The following is a 20,383-nucleotide window of genomic DNA, read 5'->3' as shown; positions in this document are numbered from 1 at the left end:
CGGTGAGCGGGCTCATCGCCGGCCTCGGCGGATGGTCCGACGACACGTGGTCGTACCTGAACGACCCGCGGATGCCGGCGATGGGCCACGGCTGGAAGCTGCACGTATCGGCCCGGCCCGGCGAACTCGAGGCCGTCGTCGCCCTCGTGCTGCCGGTGCTGCGGCGGCACGTGTGCCACGCGAAGTTCGCCAAGGACCCGGAGACGCTGCGCACCATCAACTCCGGGGCGTCGAGCCCCGGCATCGTCGGCAAGGCCATCACGGTCTACCCCGAGCCCGGCGCCCTCGTCGCCGTCGCCGCGGAACTGGTGACCGTACTGCGCGGCCGGGAGGGCCCCCGGGTCGTCAGCGACCGCCGGGTGGACCCGGGCGCGCCCGTCTACTACCGCTACGGGCCCTTCACCGGCGACTACCGGACCGGGCGCGGCGGCCGCCTCGAATCGGTCATGACCGGGCCGGACGGCCGGCTCTTCGACGGGATGGCGAGCGGCGCGTACCGGTGCCCGCCGTGGGCGGAGGACCCCTTCGCGGCGGCCGGACCGAGCGCGGGAGGGGGCGCGGGAGGGGCGCCGGGACCCCTGTTCGGCGTGGGCGGACGCTACGCGGTCACGTCCGGGATCGTGCGCACGGCCCAGGGGAACGTCTACCGCGCCCTCGACCGGTCCTCCGGTCGCCGGGTGGTGATCAAGCAGGCGCGGGCGTACGTGTCCGAGGACGCGTCCGGTACGGACTCCCGCGACCGGCTGCGCAACGAACGCGCGGTCCTCGCCGCGCTCGACGCGGTCGAGGGCGTGCCCCGCGGGCTGGACTACTTCCGGCACGCACCGGACGAGTACCTGGTGATGAGCGACTGCGGTGACCGTGACCTGCGCCGGGACGTCCAGGAGCGCGGCCCGCACGGGAAGCGGGCCCTCGCGGACCTCGCGACCCGGCTGCTGCGCACCCTCGACGGGATCCACGGCCGGGGCGTGGTCGTCCGCGACCTCAAGCCGGACAACGTGGTCCTGGACCGCACGGGCCGGTGCCACGTCATCGACTTCGGGATCAGCGAGCGGGCCGGCGTCGGCCCGGGGGGCGCGACCCCCGGCTACAGCGCCCCGCTGCTGGGTGCGACCGGCCCGGCGGCGCCCGCCGACGACCACTACGCGCTGGGCGCGACCCTGTACTTCGCCGCCACCGGGCTGGACCCGGTGATCATCGACGCGGACCCGGCCGTCAACCGCGACCGGACCCTCGACGCCCTGGCCTGGGCGCTGCCCGGCGGTGACCACGAGGAGATCCGGTCGGTGATCACCGGTCTGATGAGCTTCGATCCGGCCGTACGGACCTCCACGGCGGCCCGGCTGCGCGCGGGAACGCCGACCGGGAGAGCGCGGCGGGCGCCCCGGCCCGGGCTGGACGCGGACCGGCTGGCGGACATTATCGAGCACACGACGGCGTACTGCGTCGACGAGGCGCTCAAGATCGTGGACCCGGTGCGGGCGGCCCGCCAGAGCGTCCCGACCCCGATCGACCTCTACGGCGGCAGCTCCGGCCTCGGCCTGGAACTCCTCCACCACCGGCACCGCCCGCGCGTGCGCGAAGCCGTCGACGCGCTGGCGGAATGGACCGCGGCGCAGTCACGGAACCTGTCGCCGGGCCTCTACTCGGGCCACACGGGCGTCGAGCTGTTCCTGGCGCGGGCGGGGGTGCGGCGGGCGGGCGCGATGCCCACCGTTCCCGTCCTGCCCGTCCGCACACCGGACGGGGGACCTCCGGAAGCCGACCTGATCGAGGGCGCGGCCGGGATCGGCCTGGGCCGGCTGCTCCTGGCCCGGCATGCCGGGCGGGAGGGCGACCTCGCCCTCGCGGCGGAGTGCGCCCGGATGCTGGCGTCCGGCGAGGCGCGGCTGACGGCCACGGGCTCCGGCACGCCCGGCGGCGCCGCCCTGCGCGAAGGCCTCGCCCATGGTGAGGCGGGCGTCGCGTACTTCCTCCTGGAGTACGGCGCCGCGACGGGGGACCCCGCCGCGATCGCCCGCTCCCGGCAGGCGTGCGCCCGGCTCGCCGCCCTGACCCCGGACCTCCTCGCGGCGGCGAGCGCGCCGGGGGCCTCCCGCCGCTACGGCTCGTGGTGCCGCGGCCTCGCGGGCGTGGGCTCCGTACTCGTCCGCGCGGCCACCCGCCTGGACGACCCCGGGTACCTCGCCCTGGCCGAACGCGCGGCCCGGACCTGCGCGGCGCTGGCCCCGCGGATGCCCCTGGTCACCCAGTGCTGCGGCCTGTCCGGCGTCGGCGACCTCCTCGTGGACGTGGCCAACGCCTCCCCGTCCCCGGAGGAATTCCGCGCGGCCGCCGACACGGTGGCCCTCCTGATCCTGACCCGCAGCGGCGGCCCCCCGACCCGCCCGGTCTTCCCGGACCCCACCCTCACCACGGCAGCGGCCACCTGGTCCAACGGCTCAGCAGGAACCCTCACCTTCCTCCGCCGCCTCCAGTCCCCCGACACCCCCCGCCTGGGCCTCCTGGACTGACGTGCCGGGCTCATTCAGCGGCATCGAGGACGAGGACGGGGCACCTGTCGTCCACGTCTACGAGCTCGACAAGCCGACCGGCGCCTACGCACCCGCGGGCATCTTCCGGGGCGTCCTGCACCGCCCGGTGCCCTTCGACTCTCCAAGCTCTACCGCAAGGACCGCACCGTCGTAGCTCTGGTCCAGGCGGCATCAGAGGAGGGCATCCGCGTGGCCACCAGCGCCATGACCACTCTTGAGGCCGATTACGAGCGGATCCATCCGGCCCGCATCAAGTGGGTCCTCTCCCGCGTCGACGTTCACGACGTCACCAGAGAGATCACCGACGAAGCCGCCGCCCTCCTTCGCGCCCATCATCTCCACGGCCACACGTACGCCATCGACGCCGCCTTCGCCGTCATCGCCCGCACCGCGCCCCGGCCGGTCACAGTCCTCACTTCCGACCCCGAGGACCTGACGCTTCTCTGCGGCCCCGCCGTAGAAGTCGTCAAGGTGTGAAACGCCCGCCTCGCCCGGCCGGCCGGCGCGCAGTCGACACCCCGTACTCACCGGGCGAGGACCCCAAGCGGACACGAGAACGTGCGCGACCTGCCAACTGACAGGCCGCGCACGTCACGTGATGCATGATCAGACGTTGAAGCGGAACGCCTAGCGCAACGCTCCCACCTGCGGAAACGTGGTTCTTGGCGGGCTAAGTCAGCACAGAATCAGTACGGGAGCACGACCGTTACGCCGGATCGCCATCGTCGCTCAACGGAGCCATAGGGATCTCAGGGAGGGCGTGTTCCACCAAGTCGGGAACGTCAGCATCCGACCGGCGCTGTGCCCACACGGCCGAAGGGGCCGTCCGCGTCAACCTGGAACTCGTACACCTTGGGCAGTTCCGAGGAGAAGAGTTGATGGCCGGCTGAGATCGTCTGCTGCCCAGCCTGAGCTGCTGACCGCTACCGTGAAGCCATGACCGCACTGCCCGACTGGATGCGCCCGCCGCGCGCGGAAGGCTGGTTCGCGGAGGACTTGGACCGCCTCCCGGAAGCGCCGCGCCACACCGATCGTCACCGACCTCACGTTGGCTCTCAGGGCGCAGGTGCCAGCGGGCTTCAGGGTCGGCCGGGGGATGACCATCCGCCTCGATGCCCGGAACCGCCCGGAACCGGACCTCGTGGTGACCACGGCCCCATACGACCCTGACTGCACCTGGTTCGCCCCCGAAGATGTAGTCAACGCACAGTACGGACGCCGCTACACGTTGAAGCGGAATCTTCAGCACAGCGCTCCGACCTGCGAAAACGCGGTTTCCGGAGCCCCCGTCCAGCACCGATCCAGCACGGTGCAAGTTCATCCAGCACATCCAGCACACGCGACCGCGACGAAGCCGTCGCCTGCACCGCGCGTTGTGTACACATGAGTCACTCGGTACGCTTGGGCGCATGACGCAGCCGCTGCCCATAGAGTCCATCCGCGATGTGCGTGCCCACCTCGCCGAGGTCGTGGAGCGCGCCGATCGCGACGACGTACCCACAGTGATCACGCGCCGGGGCAAGGAAGTCGCCGCCGTCGTCTCCATCGAGGTACTGCGCAAGTACCAGGAGTGGGAAGAGCGCGAGATCAATCGGATCATCGACGAGCGCATGGCCAACCCCGCGCCCGGCATCCCGATCGAGGACATCATGAGGGAGACGCTGGCACGCGGTGAGTGAGTATCGAACCGTCTTCCACCCCGAGGCACAGGCCGAGCTTCGGAAGATCCCCCGCGACATGGCGCTGCGCATCCTGGCCAAGCTGACCGAGTTGGAGACCGACCCCCTCGGCTTCAACACCACCGCACTCGTGTCCCAGCCCGAACGGCGCCGCCTGCGCGTCGGCGACTACCGCGTCGCCTACACCATCAACAACGGAGAACTGGTGGTCTGGGTTGTTCACGTGGGACACCGGTCCACCGTCCACGACGCCTGATTGCTGCTGACCACACGTCAGAATATCCAGCACGCATCCAGCACGGTGACGACGAAGGGGTCGGACTCGATAGAGCCCGACCCCTTCTGACTTGCACGTTTGACTCAATTTCTCACGTGCGGTAAGCGCATGACTACACGTTGAAGCGGAACTCCACCACGTCGCCGTCCTGCATGACGTAGTCCTTGCCCTCCATGCGGGCCTTGCCCTTGGAGCGGGCTTCCGTGACCGAGCCGCATTCGACCAGGTCCGCGAAGGAGATGACCTCGGCCTTGATGAAGCCGCGCTGGAAGTCCGTGTGGATCACGCCGGCCGCCTCGGGGGCCGTGGCGCCCTGCTTGATCGTCCAGGCGCGGGTTTCCTTCGGGCCTGCCGTCAGGTAGGTCTGGAGGCCGAGGGTCGCGAAACCGACGCGGCCCAGGGTGGCCATGCCCGGCTCTTCCTGGCCGACCGACTGGAGGAGTTCGAGGGCTTCCTCGTCGTCCAGTTCAATCAGCTCCGCCTCCAGCTTGGCGTTCAGGAAGATCGCCTCGGCGGGGGCGACCAGCGCGCTCTGCTCCGCCTTGAAGGCGTCGTCCGTCAGCTCGTCCTCGTCCACGTTGAAGACGTAGAGGAACGGCTTGACCGTGAGGAGGTGGAGCTCGTGCAGCAGGTCGCCCTGCTCCGTGCCCTTGGTGATGCCGTGCGAGAAGAGGGTGTCACCCGCTTCGAGGATCTTCTGGGCCTTCTCGACCGCGCCGAGGACCGCGACCTTCTCCTTCTGGAGGCGGGACTCCTTCGTCAGGCGCGGCACCGCCTTCTCGATCGACTGGAGGTCGGCGAGGATCAGCTCGGTGTTGATCGTCTCGATGTCGTCCTTCGGCGAGACCTTGCCGTCGACGTGGACGACGTTCTCGTCGGCGAAGGCGCGGATGACCTGACAGATCGCGTCGGACTCGCGGATGTTCGCCAGGAACTTGTTGCCCAGGCCCTCACCCTCCGAGGCGCCGCGCACGATGCCCGCGATGTCGACGAAGTCGACGGTCGCCGGGAGGATCTTCTGGGACCCGAAGATGCCCGCGAGGACGCCGAGGCGGGCGTCCGGGACGCCGACGACGCCGACGTTCGGCTCGATGGTGGCGAACGGGTAGTTGGCCGCCAGCACGTCGTTCTTGGTCAGGGCGTTGAAAAGGGTCGACTTGCCGACATTCGGCAGGCCGACGATTCCGATCGTGAGCGACACGTTGGCGACTTCCCGTAGCTGGAGGGGGGTGGCCCGGGTACGGGCCATCGGACAGTTTACTTTCCGATGCGTGCCGGTGGATGTACGCGTGTCCAGGCGCCCATCGGGGGCTCGCGCCGCCTAGCTTGGTCCAGTGGAGCGAGACAGGATGCGATCGGCATATCACCCGCAGCGACAGCCGGAGGCGGCCCGGCGGCCCGCCGCCGTGCCCCCGCAGGGCGGCGGCCCCCGGCGCGGCCCCCGGCCCGCCGTGGCCCGGCGGCTGCCCCGGCCCAAGCTGACCGGGCTCGGCGGCGGGCTCTTCGCCTGCGCGGCGATGGTCCTGGCCGCCGGGATCGACTGGCTGATCTTCGACGCCTCGCTGCTCGGGTACGGGCTGCTCTTCCTGCCCGTCGCCGCCGCCACCGCGCTCTGGGTGCGCCCCGCCGACCTGATCACCGCGCCGATCGCCGCCCCGATCGCCTTCACCGCCGGAGTGTGGCCCCTCGCGGGCGGCTCCGGCGGCTTCGGCGGTCAGCTGATGGGCGTGGTCACGGCGCTGTCCCTGCACGCCGGGTGGCTGTACGCCGGGACCCTGATCGCGGGGCTGATCGCGGTGGTGCGCAAGGCCGTGCTGATCGGTCGCCGGCGCACCATGCCCCGTCGCGTCGCCTAGGGAGCGGTCGGGCGGCCACAGTCGGGCGGCTTCGATCGGGCGGCCGCGATCGGGCGGCCGCGATCGGGCGGCTACGCGGAAGAAGGCCGCGCCGCCATCGCCGCACCCACGATCCCCGCGTTGTTCTGGAGCGCCGCGGGGACGATCTCGGCCCGGATGCCCTCGATCAGCGGCAGGAACTTCTCCGGCTTGCGGCTCACCCCGCCGCCCAGGATGAAGAGGTCCGGGGAGAACAGCATCTCGACGTGGGCCAGGTACTTCTGGAGCCGGTGCGCCCAGCGTTCCCAGGTGAGGTCGCCGTCCTCCTTGGCCTTCACCGAGGCCCGGGTCTCCGCGTCGTGGCCCTTCAGCTCCAGGTGGCCCAGCTCGCTGTTGGCGACCAGGTGTCCGTCCGTGAAGAGGGCGCTGCCGATGCCCGTACCGAGGGTCAGCAGGATGACCGTACCGGCGCGGCCGCGGCCCGCTCCGTACGTCATTTCCGCGACGCCCGCCGCGTCCGCGTCGTTCAGGACCGTGACCGGCAGGCCGCCCAGGCGCTCCGCGAGGAGCCCGGCCGCGTCCAGACCGACCCATCCCGCGTCGACGTTCGCGGCGGAGCGCGTGATGCCGCCCGTCACGACGCCGGGGAAGGTGACGCCGACGGGGCCGCTCCAGTCGAAGTTCCGTACGACCTCCACCACGCGGTCGGCCACCCCGTCGGGGGTGGCCGGATGCGGTGTCGGTACTTTGTGGCGCTCCTGCGTCAGGTCGCCGCGGTCCAGGTCCACGGGAGCGCCCTTGATCCCTGTTCCGCCGATGTCCACACCGAAGATCTGCATGGACTCACCGTACGAAAAGACCCCGGAAGACGCGGGGCGACCCGGCTACTGCCCGGCCAGCAGGTCGGCCGCCTCGGCGCGCAGGTCGCGGCGCAGCTCCTTCGGCAGCGAGAAGACGATCGACTCCTCGGCCGTCTTGACGATCTCCACGTCGGCGTAGCCGCGCTGCGCCAGCCACTCCAGCACTTCCTCGACCAGCACCTCCGGCACCGAGGCGCCCGAGGTCAGACCGACCGTGGTGACGCCCTCCAGCCAGGCCTCGTCGATCTCGCTCGCGAAGTCCACGAGGTGCGCGGCGCCCGCGCCGGCGTCGAGGGCGACCTCGACCAGCCGGATGGAGTTCGAGGAGTTCTTGGAGCCGACGACGATGACGAGGTCGGAGTCGGCGCCCATCACCTTGACGGCGGCCTGCCGGTTCGAGGTGGCGTAGCAGATGTCGTCGCTCGGCGGCGAGACCAGCAGCGGGAACTTGGTCTTCAGCGCGTCGACCGTCTCCATCGTCTCGTCGACCGAGAGCGTGGTCTGTGACAGCCAGACCACCTTGGACTCGTCGCGGACGGTGACCTTGGCCACGTCCTCGGGGCCGTCGACGATCGTGATGTGGTCCGGGGCCTCGCCGGAGGTGCCGATGACCTCCTCGTGGCCCTCGTGGCCGATGAGGAGGATGTCGAAGTCCTCGTTCGCGTACCGGACGGCTTCCTTGTGCACCTTGGTGACCAGAGGGCAGGTCGCGTCGATCGTCGCGAGCTTGCGCTCGGCGGCCTCGTCGTGGACGACCGGGGCCACGCCGTGCGCCGAGAACATCACGATGGAGCCTTCGGGAACCTCTTCCGTCCGTTCGACGAAGATGGCCCCCTTCTTCTCCAGCGTCTGCACGACGTACTTGTTGTGGACGATCTCGTGGCGGACGTAGACCGGCGCACCGTACTGCTCGAGAGCCTTCTCGACAGCGATCACGGCTCGGTCGACGCCCGCGCAGTAGCCGCGGGGGGCGGCGAGCAGGACACGGCGGGAAGCGGGAGCAGTCATGGCGTCCATCGTACGGGGGTGTCCAACAGGGCGGACGTCCCCCGGTCGGCGGAGACTGGACCGAAAGCGTGTCCACTACATCGCTCGGAGGGCGGATGGTGTCCGATACGGATTCCGGTACGGAAGCCGGTCCGTCCCCCGGCACCACCCGCGGGGGGCGGCTGCGGCGCAGCCTGGGCTTCCGTGACCTGGTCGTCTACGGGCTGCTGTTCATCGCGCCGATGGCCCCGGTCGGCATCTTCGGCACCCTCGACGCGAAGTCGCACGGCGCCGTGGCGCTGGTCTACCTGGCCGCGACCGTCGCGATGGCCTTCACCGCCTTCTCCTACGCCCAGATGGTCCGGGTCGCCCCGCAGGCCGGTTCGGTCTTCACCTATGCCCGCAAGGGCCTGGGCGAGGGGCCCGGGCTGATCGCCGGGTGGATGGCGATGCTGGACTACCTGCTGATCCCGGCGGTGGCCTACCTCTTCTCGGGGATCGCGATGCACGCGCTGGTGCCCGAGGTCTCGCGCTGGGTGTGGACGGCGCTGGCCGTGGTGATCACGACCCTGCTGAACCTGTGGGGCGTACGGGCGGCGGCGCGGGTGGGCTTCGCGGTGCTGGCCCTGGAGATCCTGGTCCTGCTGGTGTTCGTGGCCGCCGCCGTGACCGTACTGGTCCAGGACGGCGCCCGGCGCGGCTGGCTCTCGCCGCTGACCGGGGACGGTTCGCTCGGCTTCTCGCTCGGCGCGGTGCTCGGCGCGGTGTCGGTGGCGATCCTCTCCTACCTGGGGTTCGACGCGATCGCCTCGTTCGCGGAGGAGGTGACGGGCGGCAGCGCGAAGGTGGCGCGGGCGGTGCTGTTCTGCCTGGCGCTGACCGGGGTGCTCTTCATCGCGCAGACCTATCTGGCGGCGCTGCTGACGCCGGTCACCGCCGCGGAGCTGGCGGCCGACCCGGGGCTCCAGGGCCCCGCCTTCTACACGACCGTCGAGTCGGCCGTCGGGTCCTGGCTGCACGACCTGGTCGCGGCCAGCAAGGCGATCGGGGCGGCCTTCGCGGCGCTGGCCGGACAGGCGGCGGCCGGGCGGCTGCTGTTCGCGATGGCCCGGGAGCGGCGGCTGCCGAAGGCGCTCGCGCGGACCTCGGGCGGCACCCCGCGCCCGGCGCTGCTGGTCGCGGCGACGGTGACGCTGGTCGCGGCGCTCTGGGCGGCCCGGCGGGACGACGGGCTCGACCACCTGGTCTCCGTCGTGGACATCGGGGCCCTGGTGGCCTTCACCCTGCTGCACGCCTCCGTGGTCGGCTGGTTCGTCGTACGCCGTTCCGAGGGGCCCCCGAACTGGTGGAAGCACCTGGTGGCGCCGGTACTGGGCGCGGCGGTGACGGTCGCGGTGATCGTGGAGGCCTCGCACACCGCCCAGTGGGTGGGCGCGCTCTGGCTGGCGGTGGGGCTGGCGGTGCTGGTGGCGCAGCGGGGGCGCCGCGCGGGCGGCGGAGCCGCCGGACCCGACGACGCTGTCGGTCCCGGCCGTTAGCCTGCGTGCATGGGTCTGAATTCATCGCCGGAGACGCCACTGCCCGTCGGTCAGGTCTCCCGGCTGATCGGGGGCTGGATCGACCGCCTCGGACAGGTGTGGGTGGAGGGTCAGATCACCCAGCTCTCGCGGCGGCCGGGGGCCGGGGTGGTGTTCCTGACCCTGCGTGATCCGTCGCACGACATCTCGGTGAGCGTGACCTGCTTCCGGCAGGTGTTCGACGAGGTCGCGGACGCCGTGTCGGAGGGCGCGCGGGTCGTCGTCCTGGCCAAGCCCGAGTGGTACGCGCCGCGCGGTCAGCTGTCGTTGCGGGCCACCGAGATACGGCCCGTGGGCATCGGCGAGCTGCTGGCGCGGCTGGAGAAGCTCAAGCGCTCGCTCGCCTCGGAGGGCCTGTTCGCGCTGGACCGCAAGAAGTCGCTGCCGTTCCTGCCGCAGCTGATCGGGCTGGTGGTGGGCCGGGCCTCGGCGGCCGAGCGGGACGTGCTGGAGAACGCGCGCCGCCGCTGGCCGGCGGTCCGCTTCGAGGTGCGCAACGTGGCGGTCCAGGGGGTGCACGCGGTGCCCCAGGTGATCGAGGCGGTCAAGGAGCTGGACGCGCTGCCCGAGGTCGATGTGATCATCGTGGCGCGCGGCGGCGGCAGCGTGGAGGACCTGCTGCCGTTCTCCGACGAGGAAGTCGTACGGACGGTGGCCGCGGCCCGCACCCCGGTGGTCTCCGCGATCGGGCACGAGCCGGACTCCCCGCTGCTGGACCTGGTCGCCGACGTACGGGCGTCGACGCCGACGGACGCCGCGAAGAAGGTGGTCCCCGACGTCGGGGAGGAGCTGGAGCGGGTGCGCCAGCTGCAGGCCCGGGGGCTGCGCGCGGTGCGCGGCCTGCTGGACCGCGAGGAGCGGGGGCTCGCGCACGCGCTGGCCCGGCCCGTGTTCGTCCACCCGCAGCGGATGGTGGAGGTCCGGGAGGCCGAGCTCGACGCGCTGCTCGCGCGGGCCCGGCGGACGCTGGGCCACCTGCTGGACCGGGCCGAGTCCGAGCTGGCGCACACCCGCGCGCGGGTGGTGGCGCTGTCCCCGGCGGCGACGCTGGAGCGCGGGTACGCGGTGCTCCAGCGGGCGGACGGGCACGTGGTGCGCTCGCCCGAGGGGCTGGGGGCGGGCGAGGTGCTGCGCGCGCGGGTCGCGGAGGGCGAGTTCGCGGTGCGCGTCACGGATGCCGGATAGCGCCACGGACCCGCAACAATTTCGTCGTATTACGCACTTAGGATCGGAGCGGGGAATGACTGAGGCCGGTACGGCGCTGGGGTACGAGCAGGCGCGGGACGAGCTGATCGAGGTCGTGCGCAAGCTGGAGGCGGGCGGCACCTCCCTGGAGGAGTCGCTGGCCCTCTGGGAACGCGGCGAGGAGCTGGCGAAGGTCTGCCGGAACTGGCTGGAGGGCGCGCGCGCCCGGCTGGACTCGGCGCTGGCGGGGCGGGACGGCGAGGGTGCGTCCGGCGCGGCGGAGGAGTAGCCCGCCGGGTGGCCGCGGCGGCCCGCGGACTGTGAAGCGGATCACGTCCAACGCACATGTAGTTGAATTTTCAATCTCTTCGGCGTAGTGTCGGGGACATCGCTTCACCCCCGTATTCGTATGGAAGAAGGCTTTCCGATGTCCCTCGTTCTTGACTCCGCCGCTCAGGACCTCCTGTTCCGCGAGGCCCGTACCGCCAACTCGTTCTCCGACGAGCCGGTGACCGAGGAGCAGGTCCAGGCGATCTACGACCTCGTCAAGTTCGGCCCGACGGCCTTCAATCAGACGCCCCTGCGCATCACGCTGGTCCGCTCCCCCGAGGCCCGTGAGCGCCTCGTGAAGCACATGGCCGCGGGCAACCAGCCCAAGACCCTGGCGGCCCCGCTGGTCGCGATCCTCTCCGCGGACAACGAGTTCCACGAGGACCTGCCGGCGCTGCTCCCGAGCTTCCCGCAGGCCAAGGACCTCTTCTTCAGCGAGCGTCCGGTCCGTGAGCAGTCGGCTCTGGTGAACTCGGCCCTGCAGGCCGCGTACTTCATCGTCGGCGTCCGCGCCGCCGGTCTGGCCGCCGGTCCGATGACGGGCCTGGACTTCGCCGGCGTCCAGAAGGAGTTCCTGGACGACGACCACACCCCGCTGATGGTGATCAACATCGGCAAGCCGGGCGAGAACGCCTGGTACCCGCGCTCCCCGCGCCTGGAGTTCGACCAGGTCGTCACGACCGTCTGAGCCCCGGCACCCGCGCCGTACGCGAGAAGGCCGCCCGCCCCGGTTTCCCCGGGACGGGCGGCCTTCTCGCATGTCCGTGCGGTGACGGGGGGGGCTCAGCCGCCCTGCTTGAACTCCAGCGCGCCGGCCAGCTCGGCCAGCTCGCCGAAGGCGCCGGTGCCGGTCACCACGGTCACGTGCCCCTGCTCCTGGCGCACGAGGGCGCGGTACTTCGGGCCCTCCCAGCGCTCCCAGGACAGCTCGCCGACCCGCTGCGTCGACCCGGTGGCCTTGGCCTCCTGGGTGACCTTCGCCAGGTACTTGTGCGAGGTGTCGCTCGACTGCTCCACCGCGGCGTACTGCTGCCGCGGGTCGAGGAAGCCCAGGTGCCAGGCGTTGGCGGCCTGCCGGCTGTACGTCACCGAGGTCGCGCGCCACTCCTTCGGGAGCCCGACGGGCGAGCCCAGGGGGTACGGAGCCGCGCGGCGGGCCGTGAGGGTCTCGATCCGGTAGTCGACGACATGCGTCGGATCGGCCTTGTCGTCGTGCGGGACGGCCAGGTAGATGCCTCCCGCGACCACGCCGATGATCGCCAGCGACCGGACCATGTCCCAGATCGTCTGCTTGCCTTTCATGCCTGCCACGGGACCATCGTCCCGCATCGCGGTACGCGATCATCACCAGGGTCGCCCCGGCGGCGGCGCGCGGAGGGTGCGACGGGCCCGATCCGTCCGCTCAGGCCAATCCACTGACCGATATACCGCTCATACGTGCCCCGCCCTGCTCAATTTATCGACGTACCGATAGAGTTTCCAGCACCCTCACTTCCGGCCGTCGCCGTACAGAAAGGTGCGCTCCGATGACCGAGCACAACCTGCCGCCCCAGCTCGAAGTCTCTCCGGAGGCACCCGACCGCAACCTCGCCCTGGAACTCGTCCGGGTCACCGAGGCCGCCGCCATGGCCGCGGGCCGGTGGGTCGGGCGCGGTGACAAGCTCGGCGCCGACGGCGCCGCGGTCAACGCCATGCGCACCCTGATCTCCACCGTCTCGATGAACGGCGTCGTCGTCATCGGCGAGGGGGAGAAGGACGAGGCCCCCATGCTGTTCAACGGCGAGCGGGTCGGCGACGGCACCGGCCCCGAGGTCGACATCGCGGTCGACCCGATCGACGGCACCACCCTGAACGCCAAGGGCATGCCGAACGCGATCGCCGTCCTGGCCGCCGCCGACCGCGGCACCATGTTCGACCCGTCCGCGGTGTTCTACATGGAGAAGCTGGTCACCGGCCCGGAGGCCGCCGACTTCGTCGACATCAACGCCCCCGTATCGGTGAACATCCGGCGCGTCGCCAAGGCGAAGAACATGGCCGTCGAGGACGTCACCGTGGTCATCCTGGACCGCCCGCGTCACGAGGGCATCGTCAAGGAGATCCGCGAGACGGGCGCCCGCATCAAGTTCATCTCGGACGGCGACGTCGCGGGCTCGGTCATGGCGGTGCGCGAGGGCACCGGCGTGGACCTGCTCCTCGGCATCGGCGGCACGCCCGAGGGCATCATCTCGGCCTGCGCCATCAAGTGCCTGGGCGGCACCATCCAGGGCAAGCTGTGGCCGAAGGACGAGGCCGAGCGCCAGAAGGCGATCGACGCGGGCCACGACCTGGACCGCGTCCTGCACACCAACGACCTGGTCTCGGGCGACAACGTGTTCTTCGTCGCGACCGGCATCACGGACGGCGAGCTGCTGCGCGGCGTCCACTACCGCTCGGAGACGGCGACCACCTCGTCGCTGGTCATGCGCTCGAAGTCGGGCACGATCCGGCAGATCGACTCCACGCACCGCCTGTCGAAGCTGCGGGCGTACAGCGCGATCGACTTCGACCGCGCGCAGTAGGCCTGCGGCCGGCACGGCCGGAGGGGCGGTCACCGCGTGCGGCGGCGCCCGCCCCTCCGGCACACCCTCGGGGCGACCTCCGGCCCGGAGGCCGGGGCCACATCCAGCCCCGCCGGCGTGTGAGGCGCGGGAGTCCGGGGGCGGAGCCCCCGGCAGCGGCGCCGCGCCGAACCGCCCGGCGTACGGCCCCGGCGGCCCCGGCGGCCCCGGCGGCCCGGACCACTCAGCCCGCGGCAGCGATCGGCTCGGCCCCCGGCCCCTGACGCAGCTCGGCCGCCCGGCGCCGACGGCGGGCCAGCACCACCCGGCGCTCGGCGGCGGTGAGCCCGCCCCACACCCCGTACGGCTCGGGCTGGAGCAGCGCGTGCTCACGGCAGGCGACCATGACGGGGCAGCGGGCGCAGACGCGCTTGGCCGCCTCCTCGCGGGCCAGGCGGGCCGCGGTCGGCTCCTTGGAGGGGGCGAAGAAGAGGCCCGCCTCATCCCGGCGGCACACCGCCTCCGCGTGCCATGGGCCGTCCTCTTCCCTCGCGGGCGTCCGTGGGCCCGGGATGCCCCGGACGCCGTGCACGGTGGCTACCTGCAGGGACTGATGCGGCGGATGCTGCACGGTCTACTCCTGACGACGTATTCGCGAGCGAGAGACGATGCACCTGTCCCTACCCGCTGTACGCGCCCCTATGCACTGTGTGCCATCCGGGGGAACTTCGACCGGAATCCGTCCTATGCGGAAGCCAAACGGAACCATTCGGCCGTGATCGCGACGCCCGCTGGGCCGGTCCGCCCGGCGCGACCACAGCCACTCAACCGCTCAGCCGCTCAGCCGCTTGCGGAGCTTGTCGGCGAGGTCCACCAGGCGGGCGCCCGGCTTGCGGTGGGCCTCGATGTTCCCGAGCACCGTGAATCCGCGGACGATGACGACGGGCGCCTGCGGGTCGCTGACGGACTCCCCCTCGCCGTGCACCTCGAAGTTGCCCAGCACCCCGCTGCCGTATCCCCGCAGGGTGACGTTCTCCGGGACGAAGACCTCGACGTTGCCGAGGACGCAGGTCACGTTGATCTCGGTGAGCTGCTGCTCGAAGACGGCCTCGGTGAGGTCGATGGTGATGTCGCCGAAGACCGAGACGGCCCGGGTGTGCGGCGCGGGGCGCCAGCGGCCCTTGCGGGCGGAGCTGCTGAACACCGCCACCACGTTCTCGGCGTGACCGCCACCGGGCGGACCGGAAACCGGCCAGGCGGGACCGGACGCCGGGGCGGCCGGGGCGTACGCGCCGCCCGGGGCCGCCGGGAGGTCCCGGACCAGCACCTCCAGCTCGCCGACGGTCTTGACGGCGTAGAGGACGTCGAGGCGCTCCGCGTGCTCCTCGGCGGTCAGCCGGCCCTCGGCGAGGGCGTCGCCGAGGATCTGCGCGATGCGGTCGCGGTCGGCGTCGGAGGCGCGCAGCGCGACGGGCGCGGGCGTGGGAACGGGCGCGGGCACGGCGGGGTGCTTTTCGAGGTCCACCCCCTCAGCATAGCGAGACACGATAGATCGCGATACTCCCCGGCGAGGGACGCGTGAGGCCGGGCGGAGGCGAGTGAGCCTTACCTCACAGACGGAGCCGCGGGAAGAGGTCCTACGCTGGAGTACTGCGCTGCCAAATGGGCGTCAGCGCTGTCTGCCGAGTGAGGAATGGCCAACGATGCCGGAGTTCGCGTACACCGACCTGCTGCCCCTGGGCGAGGACACCACCCCCTACCGGCTGGTGACCGCGGAGGGCGTCTCCACCTTCGAGGCGGACGGCCGTACGTTCCTCAAGGTCGAGCCCGAGGCGCTGCGCAAGCTCGCCGAAGAGGCCATCCATGACATCCAGCACTTCCTGCGCCCCGCGCACCTCGCGCAGCTGCGCCGCATCATCGACGACCCCGAGGCCTCGGCGAACGACAAGTTCGTCGCGCTCGACCTGCTGAAGAACGCGAACATCGCGGCGGCGGGCGTGCTCCCGATGTGCCAGGACACCGGCACCGCGATCGTGATGGGCAAGCGCGGCCAGAACGTGCTGACCGAGGGCGGCGACGAGGCGGCGCTCTCGCGCGGCATCTACGACGCCTACACCCGCCTCAACCTGCGCTACTCGCAGATGGCCCCGCTCACCATGTGGGAGGAGAAGAACACCGGCTCGAACCTGCCCGCGCAGATCGAGCTGTACGCGACCGACGGCGGCGCGTACAAGTTCCTCTTCATGGCCAAGGGCGGCGGCTCGGCCAACAAGTCCTTCCTCTACCAGGAGACCAAGGCGGTCCTCAACGAGGCCTCCATGATGAAGTTCCTGGAGGAGAAGATCCGCTCGCTGGGCACCGCGGCCTGCCCGCCGTACCACCTGGCGATCGTGGTCGGCGGCACCTCGGCGGAGCACGCGCTCAAGACCGCGAAGTACGCCTCGGCGCACTACCTGGACGAGCTGCCGACCGAGGGTTCGGCGCTGGGCCACGGCTTCCGTGACGAGGCGCTGGAGCAGCAGGTCTTCGAGCTGACCCAGAAGATCGGCATCGGCGCGCAGTTCGGCGGCAAGTACTTCTGCCACGACGTGCGCGTGGTGCGCCTGCCCCGGCACGGCGCGTCCCTGCCCGTCGCGATCGCCGTGTCCTGCTCGGCCGACCGCCAGGCAACCGCGAAGATCACCGCCGAGGGCGTCTTCCTGGAGCAGCTGGAGCGGGACCCGGCGCGGTTCCTGCCGGAGACCACGGACGAGCACCTCGCCGACTCGGCGGACGTCGTCTCCATCGACCTCAACCAGCCGATGGACGAGATCCTGGCGACCCTGACCAAGCACCCGGTCAAGACCCGCCTTTCCCTGACCGGCCCGCTCGTCGTGGCGCGCGACATCGCGCACGCGAAGATCAAGGAGCTGCTGGACTCCGGCGCGCCGATGCCGCAGTACCTGAAGGACCACCCGGTGTACTACGCCGGCCCGGCGAAGACCCCCGAGGGCTACGCGTCCGGCTCCTTCGGCCCCACCACGGCCGGCCGCATGGACTCGTACGTCGAGCAGTTCCAGGCGGCGGGCGGCTCCAAGGTCATGCTGGCCAAGGGCAACCGCTCGCAGCAGGTGACGGACGCGTGCGGCGCGCACGGCGGCTTCTACCTGGGCTCGATCGGCGGCCCGGCGGCCCGCCTCGCGCAGGACTGCATCAAGAAGGTCGAGGTCCTGGAGTACGAGGAGCTCGGCATGGAGGCGGTCTGGAAGATCGAGGTCGAGGACTTCCCGGCCTTCATCGTGGTCGACGACAAGGGCAACGACTTCTTCCAGAACCCGGCCCCGGAACCCACCTTCACCCACATCCCGGTCCGCGGCCCCGGGCTGGCGTAACACCTCGCCGCACCGGGGCGGGGCTGCCGCCCCCGCCCCGGTTACAGGCAGGTCACCTGACGGATGTAGACGCACTCGCTTCTGGGGATGACCAGGTAAACGAACATGCCGTCGTCCAGGTTCATGACGGCACCCTTCGGCCCCATCTCCCGGTAGGCGGTGCCGTCGAGGTAGAGCGCTTCCGCCGCTCGTACGAGTTCGTCGGCGGCCTTTTCTTCCAGGTCACTCATTCACCGCCCGCGCGGCCTCGGCCTCGACGGCGGTCAGTTCGTCCATGGCGGGGCGGAAGCCCGGATCGTCCTTGCCGGTGGTGCGGTGGATGGTGGCCAGAGCGTCATTGCGGCGGTTGAAGAGGTCGGGACGGCGCTCGATCTCGACCTCACGCATCCACCAGTCGAGCCAGTGGGTGAGGTGGCCGACCTTCCCACTGCGGATGGCGGCGGCCAGCGCGTTCTCCTTGTGCTGCTCCAGCTCCGCCACGCGATGCGGGGCGATGCGGGCGAGGGCGACACGTACGGCGTCAGGGGTGCGCTCAGGTCGCGGGATCAGTGCCGCGCCGTGGTCCGGTTGTGTGCTCACGGTGTCCTCCAAGGGGTGACCCGGCCAGGGTATCCATTCCCCAGCACCCGCATCCCGGTCCGCGGCCCCGGGCTGGGCTGACCTCTTCGCCGGCTTCCGCACGGGTGGACACGGGGACGGAACCTCGTGTTCACCCGGCTTTGGCAGGGTTTGGCGTATGACTCAGGCGTCCTTCCTCCCCGGTTCCGCTTCCGCCGCCCGCGCGACCCGGGTCATCGCCCATCGCGGGGCCTCGGAGCAGTACCCGGAACACACGCTCGCCGCCTACCGGCAGGCCCTCGTCGACGGGGCCGACGCGCTGGAGTGCGATGTGCGGCTCACGGCCGACGGGCGGCTCGTGTGCGTCCACGACCGCCGGGTCGACCGGACCTCGGACGGGCGAGGCGCCGTGTCCGCGATGACGTACGAGCAGCTGGCCGGGCTCGACTTCGGCAGCTGGAAGGGGCCCCGGCACAGCGGCGCCCGGGTGCTGTATTTCGAGGACCTGCTCCGCGAGGTGCTGGCCGCGCCGCGGCCCGTGGGGCTGGCCGTCGAGACCAAGCACCCGGCGCGGGCGGGCGCCAGGGTCGAGGCCGAACTGGTGCGGGTGCTCGCGGAGTACGGGCTCGCGGACGGGCCCGGCGAGGGCGGCCACCGGGTCGAGGTGATGAGCTTCTCCCGCGGGGCGCTGGCCCGTACGCACCGGCTGGCGCCCGCGCTGGAGACCGTACAGCTGCTGGAGCGCCGCGGTCCGCTGCGCCTGCCGCACACGGTCGGGCACGCCGGTCCCGGGATCGAGCTGGTCCGCCGGGACCCGCGGCTGGTGCCCCGGCTCAAGGCGGCGGGCCTCGGTGTCCGCGTGTGGACGGTCGACGAGCCCGAGGACGTCGACCTGTGCCTGCGCCTGGGCGTGGACGCGATCATCACGAACCGCCCGCGCCAGGTCCGCGAGCAGCTCGACGCCTGCTGAGCGGGCGCGTCCGGGGACGTACGGACCCGGCCGGGGTGCGCCGGCCGGGTGGGGGCGGGGTGCCGGGAGCGGTCAGACGAAGCGCTGGTTCGCGGCGCCGGTGCAGGTCTGCAGGCGTACGGGCTCGTGGGCGGCGGCCACGGTGAGGCACATGCCGGGGGCGGCCTGCGGGCGGATGGTGGCGCCGTCACGGACGAACTGCTGGTTGGCGCCGCCGTGGCAGTTCCAGATGATCAGGCCGGTGCCCGCGCCGTAGTTGGCGCCGGGGGCGTCCAGGCAGCGGTCCTGGGTCAGCTGGATGTGGAGCGACTTGCGGGGGGCGTCGTACCACCAGCCCTGGTTGCGGCCGCCGTGGCAGTCCCAGCCGAGGAGCGCGGTGTTGTTGGCGCTGGAGCCGCCGTTGGCGTCGACGCAGGTGCCGTTCGCCTCGTTCTTCAGCGGCTTGTAGAGGTCGTCCCAGGCGCCGGCCTGCAGGACGGGGGTGCCGGTGCTCGCCGGGTCGGCGCAGGAGGCCTCGCGCAGGCCGGAGTCGTAGAGCTGGGTCAGGCAGGACGCGAAGGCGCCGTGGCCGCGGTAGTTGGGGTGGAAGGACTGCCGGGCGGTGTTCTCGTCCCACGGGAAGTGGTCGCCCAGGTCCAGGTAGAGGCCGCGGGCCCAGGTGTCCTCCATGCAGACCTCGTGGCCGTTGAAGAGCCGCGAGTTGTCGAGGTAGTAGGCGCCGGACGCGAGCGCCGCGGCGCGCATGCCCTTCTCGAAGGTGGGTACCGCGTAGTTGCGGCCCCACGTGGCGTCCGAGTCGTAGCCCGCGCAGCCGCCGGGGAGCTTGCCGGGGAAGCTCGGGTTGTCGTTGAAGTCGGGGCCGATCGGGCTCGGGTAGCCCATCACGACCAGCTTGTAGTCGGTGTCGGTGTAACCGGCGTCCCGCATGACGGTCTTGAGGTCGGCGACGGTCGACTCGACCTTGGGCCGCAGGCCGTCCACCCGGGCCTGCCAGCCCGGCCCGTACTTGGGCTCGCAGGTGCCCTGGCTGAGCACCCAGCGGGTGACGCAGTCGGTCATGACGGGGCCGAACTGGAGGTCGTCGTTGGCTCCGGCGACCAGCAGCACCATCTTGATCCTGGTGTTGCGGGCCTTGATGGCGAGGCTGTCGCTCTGGACCAGCTCGTCGGCGTACTGCTTGCTGCCGCCTATCCGGATGTTGCCGGTGTAGCCGCCGGAACAGGCCACGTTGAAGGTGAGGTCCGCCGCGATGCCGGTGCGGTGGATGGCCGAGTCCGGCGAGCGGTGACACTGGTTGGACGAGGTGTTGGTCGCGGGGTCGTACGTGCCGACGCCCTCGCCCGAGATCTCGCTGTCGCCCAGCGAGATCAGCCCGGTCTTGCGGTCGGCCACCGGGCGGATCGCCGGATCGCCGTAGAGCTTGGTGGCCTCCGCGGCGCGGATCGCCTCCAGTTCGGGCGACAGGGGCGTCGCCGCGGCCGGTGCGGCGGTCGCCGCGTGGGCCAGGGGGGTGATGGCGGTGACGCCTCCGAGGGCGGCCGCGATCGCGGCGACCGCGGCGAAGGTAGATCTGAGCCTTGGTGTGGTGCGGGCCATGGATGTCTCCCCGGTGTCAGTGTTACCCCCGGTATTTACTGGCCGGTAGGGGAGTTGGGAACACTTCGAACAAGACAATTGCTCAAC

At 71.5% G+C, this 20,383-nt stretch carries 20 protein-coding genes and 3 pseudogenes; 14 read left to right on the top strand and 9 right to left on the bottom strand.

Going from position 1 to position 20,383, the window contains the following annotated elements; all coding sequences use genetic code 11:
• Positions 1-2 precede the first annotated feature (2 nt).
• From lanL to ABT084_RS05980, 6 genes and pseudogenes are all read left to right on the top strand, one after another.
• Positions 3-2,513: a class IV lanthionine synthetase LanL gene (lanL, locus tag ABT084_RS06005; RefSeq protein ID WP_351038519.1), complete on the top strand. Its 2,511-nt coding sequence runs from the start codon at positions 3-5 to the stop codon at positions 2,511-2,513.
• Positions 2,514-2,535: 22 nt separating this feature from the next.
• Positions 2,536-2,688: pseudogene (locus ABT084_RS06000) on the top strand (Uma2 family endonuclease); the annotation flags it as partial.
• Positions 2,652-3,011, top strand: a pseudogene (locus tag ABT084_RS05995) (cupin domain-containing protein); the annotation flags it as partial. The pseudogenes ABT084_RS06000 and ABT084_RS05995, both read left to right, overlap by 37 nt.
• Before the next feature lie 459 nt (positions 3,012-3,470).
• Positions 3,471-3,921, top strand: a pseudogene (locus ABT084_RS37950) (Uma2 family endonuclease).
• A gap of 22 nt (positions 3,922-3,943) precedes the next feature.
• On the top strand, positions 3,944-4,213 hold the full coding sequence (locus tag ABT084_RS05985) for a type II toxin-antitoxin system Phd/YefM family antitoxin (RefSeq protein WP_019434848.1): 270 nt from the start codon (positions 3,944-3,946) through the stop codon (positions 4,211-4,213).
• Positions 4,206-4,469, top strand: a complete 264-nt coding sequence (locus tag ABT084_RS05980; RefSeq protein ID WP_351038516.1) for a type II toxin-antitoxin system RelE family toxin — start codon at positions 4,206-4,208, stop codon at positions 4,467-4,469. The genes ABT084_RS05985 and ABT084_RS05980 overlap by 8 nt, the downstream gene beginning before the upstream one ends.
• 133 nt (positions 4,470-4,602) lie before the next feature.
• Here the strand turns inward: ABT084_RS05980 and ychF are convergent, their stop codons facing one another.
• Positions 4,603-5,691 carry a redox-regulated ATPase YchF gene (gene ychF, locus ABT084_RS05975; RefSeq protein WP_351038596.1) on the bottom strand — a complete coding sequence of 363 codons (1,089 nt, stop codon included), beginning with the start codon at positions 5,689-5,691 and terminating at the stop codon, positions 4,603-4,605.
• A 148-nt stretch (positions 5,692-5,839) separates the two neighbouring features.
• On the opposite strand from ychF, the gene ABT084_RS05970 reads away from it, so the two are divergent.
• Positions 5,840-6,346: a DUF6542 domain-containing protein gene (locus ABT084_RS05970; RefSeq protein WP_502968841.1), complete on the top strand. Its 507-nt coding sequence runs from the start codon at positions 5,840-5,842 to the stop codon at positions 6,344-6,346.
• Positions 6,347-6,417: 71 nt separating this feature from the next.
• On the opposite strand, the gene ppgK is transcribed toward ABT084_RS05970, so the two are convergent.
• A complete protein-coding gene (gene ppgK, locus ABT084_RS05965; RefSeq protein WP_351038512.1) occupies positions 6,418-7,164 on the bottom strand; it encodes a polyphosphate--glucose phosphotransferase in 747 nt (248 codons plus the stop codon).
• A gap of 45 nt (positions 7,165-7,209) precedes the next feature.
• The gene (locus tag ABT084_RS05960; protein WP_351038510.1) at positions 7,210-8,202 is read right to left on the bottom strand and encodes a 4-hydroxy-3-methylbut-2-enyl diphosphate reductase; all 993 of its coding nucleotides are present in this window, start codon (positions 8,200-8,202) and stop codon (positions 7,210-7,212) included.
• 86 nt (positions 8,203-8,288) lie between these two features.
• Here ABT084_RS05960 and ABT084_RS05955 point away from each other — a divergent pair, with 86 nt between their 5' ends.
• The 4 genes from ABT084_RS05955 to ABT084_RS05940 all read left to right on the top strand — a co-directional run bounded on the left by ABT084_RS05955 (position 8,289) and on the right by ABT084_RS05940 (position 11,952).
• The gene (locus ABT084_RS05955) at positions 8,289-9,710 is read left to right on the top strand and encodes an APC family permease (protein ID WP_351038508.1); all 1,422 of its coding nucleotides are present in this window, start codon (positions 8,289-8,291) and stop codon (positions 9,708-9,710) included.
• A gap of 9 nt (positions 9,711-9,719) precedes the next feature.
• Complete coding sequence (xseA, locus tag ABT084_RS05950) at positions 9,720-10,934, top strand: exodeoxyribonuclease VII large subunit (protein ID WP_351038507.1); 1,215 nt, start codon at positions 9,720-9,722, stop codon at positions 10,932-10,934.
• 55 nt (positions 10,935-10,989) lie between these two features.
• Positions 10,990-11,223 (top strand): exodeoxyribonuclease VII small subunit, encoded by a 234-nt coding sequence (locus ABT084_RS05945; RefSeq protein ID WP_351038505.1) that lies wholly within the window; start codon positions 10,990-10,992, stop codon positions 11,221-11,223.
• Positions 11,224-11,361: 138 nt separating this feature from the next.
• Positions 11,362-11,952, top strand: coding sequence for a malonic semialdehyde reductase (locus ABT084_RS05940; RefSeq protein ID WP_351038503.1), 591 nt, complete (start codon positions 11,362-11,364; stop codon positions 11,950-11,952).
• A gap of 95 nt (positions 11,953-12,047) precedes the next feature.
• On the opposite strand, the gene ABT084_RS05935 is transcribed toward ABT084_RS05940, so the two are convergent.
• Positions 12,048-12,566, bottom strand: coding sequence for a DUF4245 domain-containing protein (locus ABT084_RS05935; RefSeq protein ID WP_351038595.1), 519 nt, complete (start codon positions 12,564-12,566; stop codon positions 12,048-12,050).
• Between the two features lie 224 nt (positions 12,567-12,790).
• On the opposite strand from ABT084_RS05935, the gene glpX reads away from it, so the two are divergent.
• Positions 12,791-13,822: a class II fructose-bisphosphatase gene (gene glpX, locus ABT084_RS05930; protein ID WP_351038501.1), complete on the top strand. Its 1,032-nt coding sequence runs from the start codon at positions 12,791-12,793 to the stop codon at positions 13,820-13,822.
• Between the two features lie 223 nt (positions 13,823-14,045).
• Here the strand turns inward: glpX and ABT084_RS05925 are convergent, their stop codons facing one another.
• Together ABT084_RS05925 and ABT084_RS05920 are read right to left on the bottom strand one after the other, a co-directional pair.
• Positions 14,046-14,432, bottom strand: a complete 387-nt coding sequence (locus ABT084_RS05925) for a WhiB family transcriptional regulator (protein ID WP_351038499.1) — start codon at positions 14,430-14,432, stop codon at positions 14,046-14,048.
• Between the two features lie 201 nt (positions 14,433-14,633).
• Entirely contained in the window at positions 14,634-15,326 is a 693-nt protein-coding gene (locus ABT084_RS05920; protein ID WP_351038497.1) for a DUF1707 SHOCT-like domain-containing protein, read from the bottom strand.
• 178 nt (positions 15,327-15,504) lie between these two features.
• Between ABT084_RS05920 and ABT084_RS05915 the strand changes: the two genes are divergently transcribed.
• Positions 15,505-17,172 carry a fumarate hydratase gene (locus tag ABT084_RS05915; protein WP_351038495.1) on the top strand — a complete coding sequence of 556 codons (1,668 nt, stop codon included), beginning with the start codon at positions 15,505-15,507 and terminating at the stop codon, positions 17,170-17,172.
• A gap of 41 nt (positions 17,173-17,213) precedes the next feature.
• Here ABT084_RS05915 and ABT084_RS05910 read toward each other — a convergent pair whose 3' ends face one another.
• On the bottom strand, positions 17,214-17,402 hold the full coding sequence (locus tag ABT084_RS05910) for a hypothetical protein (protein WP_351038493.1): 189 nt from the start codon (positions 17,400-17,402) through the stop codon (positions 17,214-17,216).
• Positions 17,395-17,751, bottom strand: a complete 357-nt coding sequence (locus ABT084_RS05905) for a hypothetical protein (RefSeq protein WP_351038491.1) — start codon at positions 17,749-17,751, stop codon at positions 17,395-17,397. Before ABT084_RS05905 ends, ABT084_RS05910 begins: the two co-directional genes overlap by 8 nt.
• Positions 17,752-17,908: 157 nt before the next feature.
• Between ABT084_RS05905 and ABT084_RS05900 the strand changes: the two genes are divergently transcribed.
• Positions 17,909-18,700, top strand: coding sequence for a glycerophosphodiester phosphodiesterase (locus ABT084_RS05900; RefSeq protein ID WP_351038489.1), 792 nt, complete (start codon positions 17,909-17,911; stop codon positions 18,698-18,700).
• Between the two features lie 72 nt (positions 18,701-18,772).
• Here the strand turns inward: ABT084_RS05900 and ABT084_RS05895 are convergent, their stop codons facing one another.
• Positions 18,773-20,296: a ricin-type beta-trefoil lectin domain protein gene (locus ABT084_RS05895; RefSeq protein WP_351038487.1), complete on the bottom strand. Its 1,524-nt coding sequence runs from the start codon at positions 20,294-20,296 to the stop codon at positions 18,773-18,775.
• Positions 20,297-20,383: the final 87 nt, after the last annotated feature.

Origin of the sequence: Streptomyces sp. NPDC002138, from assembly GCF_040296485.1 — a bacterium.
Classification (GTDB): Bacteria; Actinomycetota; Actinomycetes; order Streptomycetales; family Streptomycetaceae; genus Streptomyces.
Note: the sequence above shows the minus strand (reverse complement) of the source record. Positions and strands in the feature narration are given on the sequence as shown.

Bases quoted from the DNA above. Each gene is read 5' to 3' on its own strand.
- ABT084_RS05985 (WP_019434848.1), top strand. From the start codon at position 3,944: ATGACGCAGCCGCTGCCCATAGAGTCCATCCGCGATGTGCGTGCCCAC.
- ABT084_RS05970 (WP_502968841.1), top strand. From the start codon at position 5,840: ATGCGATCGGCATATCACCCGCAGCGACAGCCGGAGGCGGCCCGGCGG.
- ppgK (WP_351038512.1), bottom strand. From the start codon at position 7,164: ATGCAGATCTTCGGTGTGGACATCGGCGGAACAGGGATCAAGGGCGCT.
- ABT084_RS05960 (WP_351038510.1), bottom strand. From the start codon at position 8,202: ATGGACGCCATGACTGCTCCCGCTTCCCGCCGTGTCCTGCTCGCCGCC.
- ABT084_RS05955 (WP_351038508.1), top strand. From the start codon at position 8,289: ATGGTGTCCGATACGGATTCCGGTACGGAAGCCGGTCCGTCCCCCGGC.
- xseA (WP_351038507.1), top strand. From the start codon at position 9,720: ATGGGTCTGAATTCATCGCCGGAGACGCCACTGCCCGTCGGTCAGGTC.
- ABT084_RS05945 (WP_351038505.1), top strand. From the start codon at position 10,990: ATGACTGAGGCCGGTACGGCGCTGGGGTACGAGCAGGCGCGGGACGAG.
- ABT084_RS05940 (WP_351038503.1), top strand. From the start codon at position 11,362: ATGTCCCTCGTTCTTGACTCCGCCGCTCAGGACCTCCTGTTCCGCGAG.
- ABT084_RS05935 (WP_351038595.1), bottom strand. From the start codon at position 12,566: ATGAAAGGCAAGCAGACGATCTGGGACATGGTCCGGTCGCTGGCGATC.
- glpX (WP_351038501.1), top strand. From the start codon at position 12,791: ATGACCGAGCACAACCTGCCGCCCCAGCTCGAAGTCTCTCCGGAGGCA.
- ABT084_RS05915 (WP_351038495.1), top strand. From the start codon at position 15,505: ATGCCGGAGTTCGCGTACACCGACCTGCTGCCCCTGGGCGAGGACACC.
- ABT084_RS05910 (WP_351038493.1), bottom strand. From the start codon at position 17,402: ATGAGTGACCTGGAAGAAAAGGCCGCCGACGAACTCGTACGAGCGGCG.
- ABT084_RS05900 (WP_351038489.1), top strand. From the start codon at position 17,909: ATGACTCAGGCGTCCTTCCTCCCCGGTTCCGCTTCCGCCGCCCGCGCG.
- ABT084_RS05895 (WP_351038487.1), bottom strand. From the start codon at position 20,296: ATGGCCCGCACCACACCAAGGCTCAGATCTACCTTCGCCGCGGTCGCC.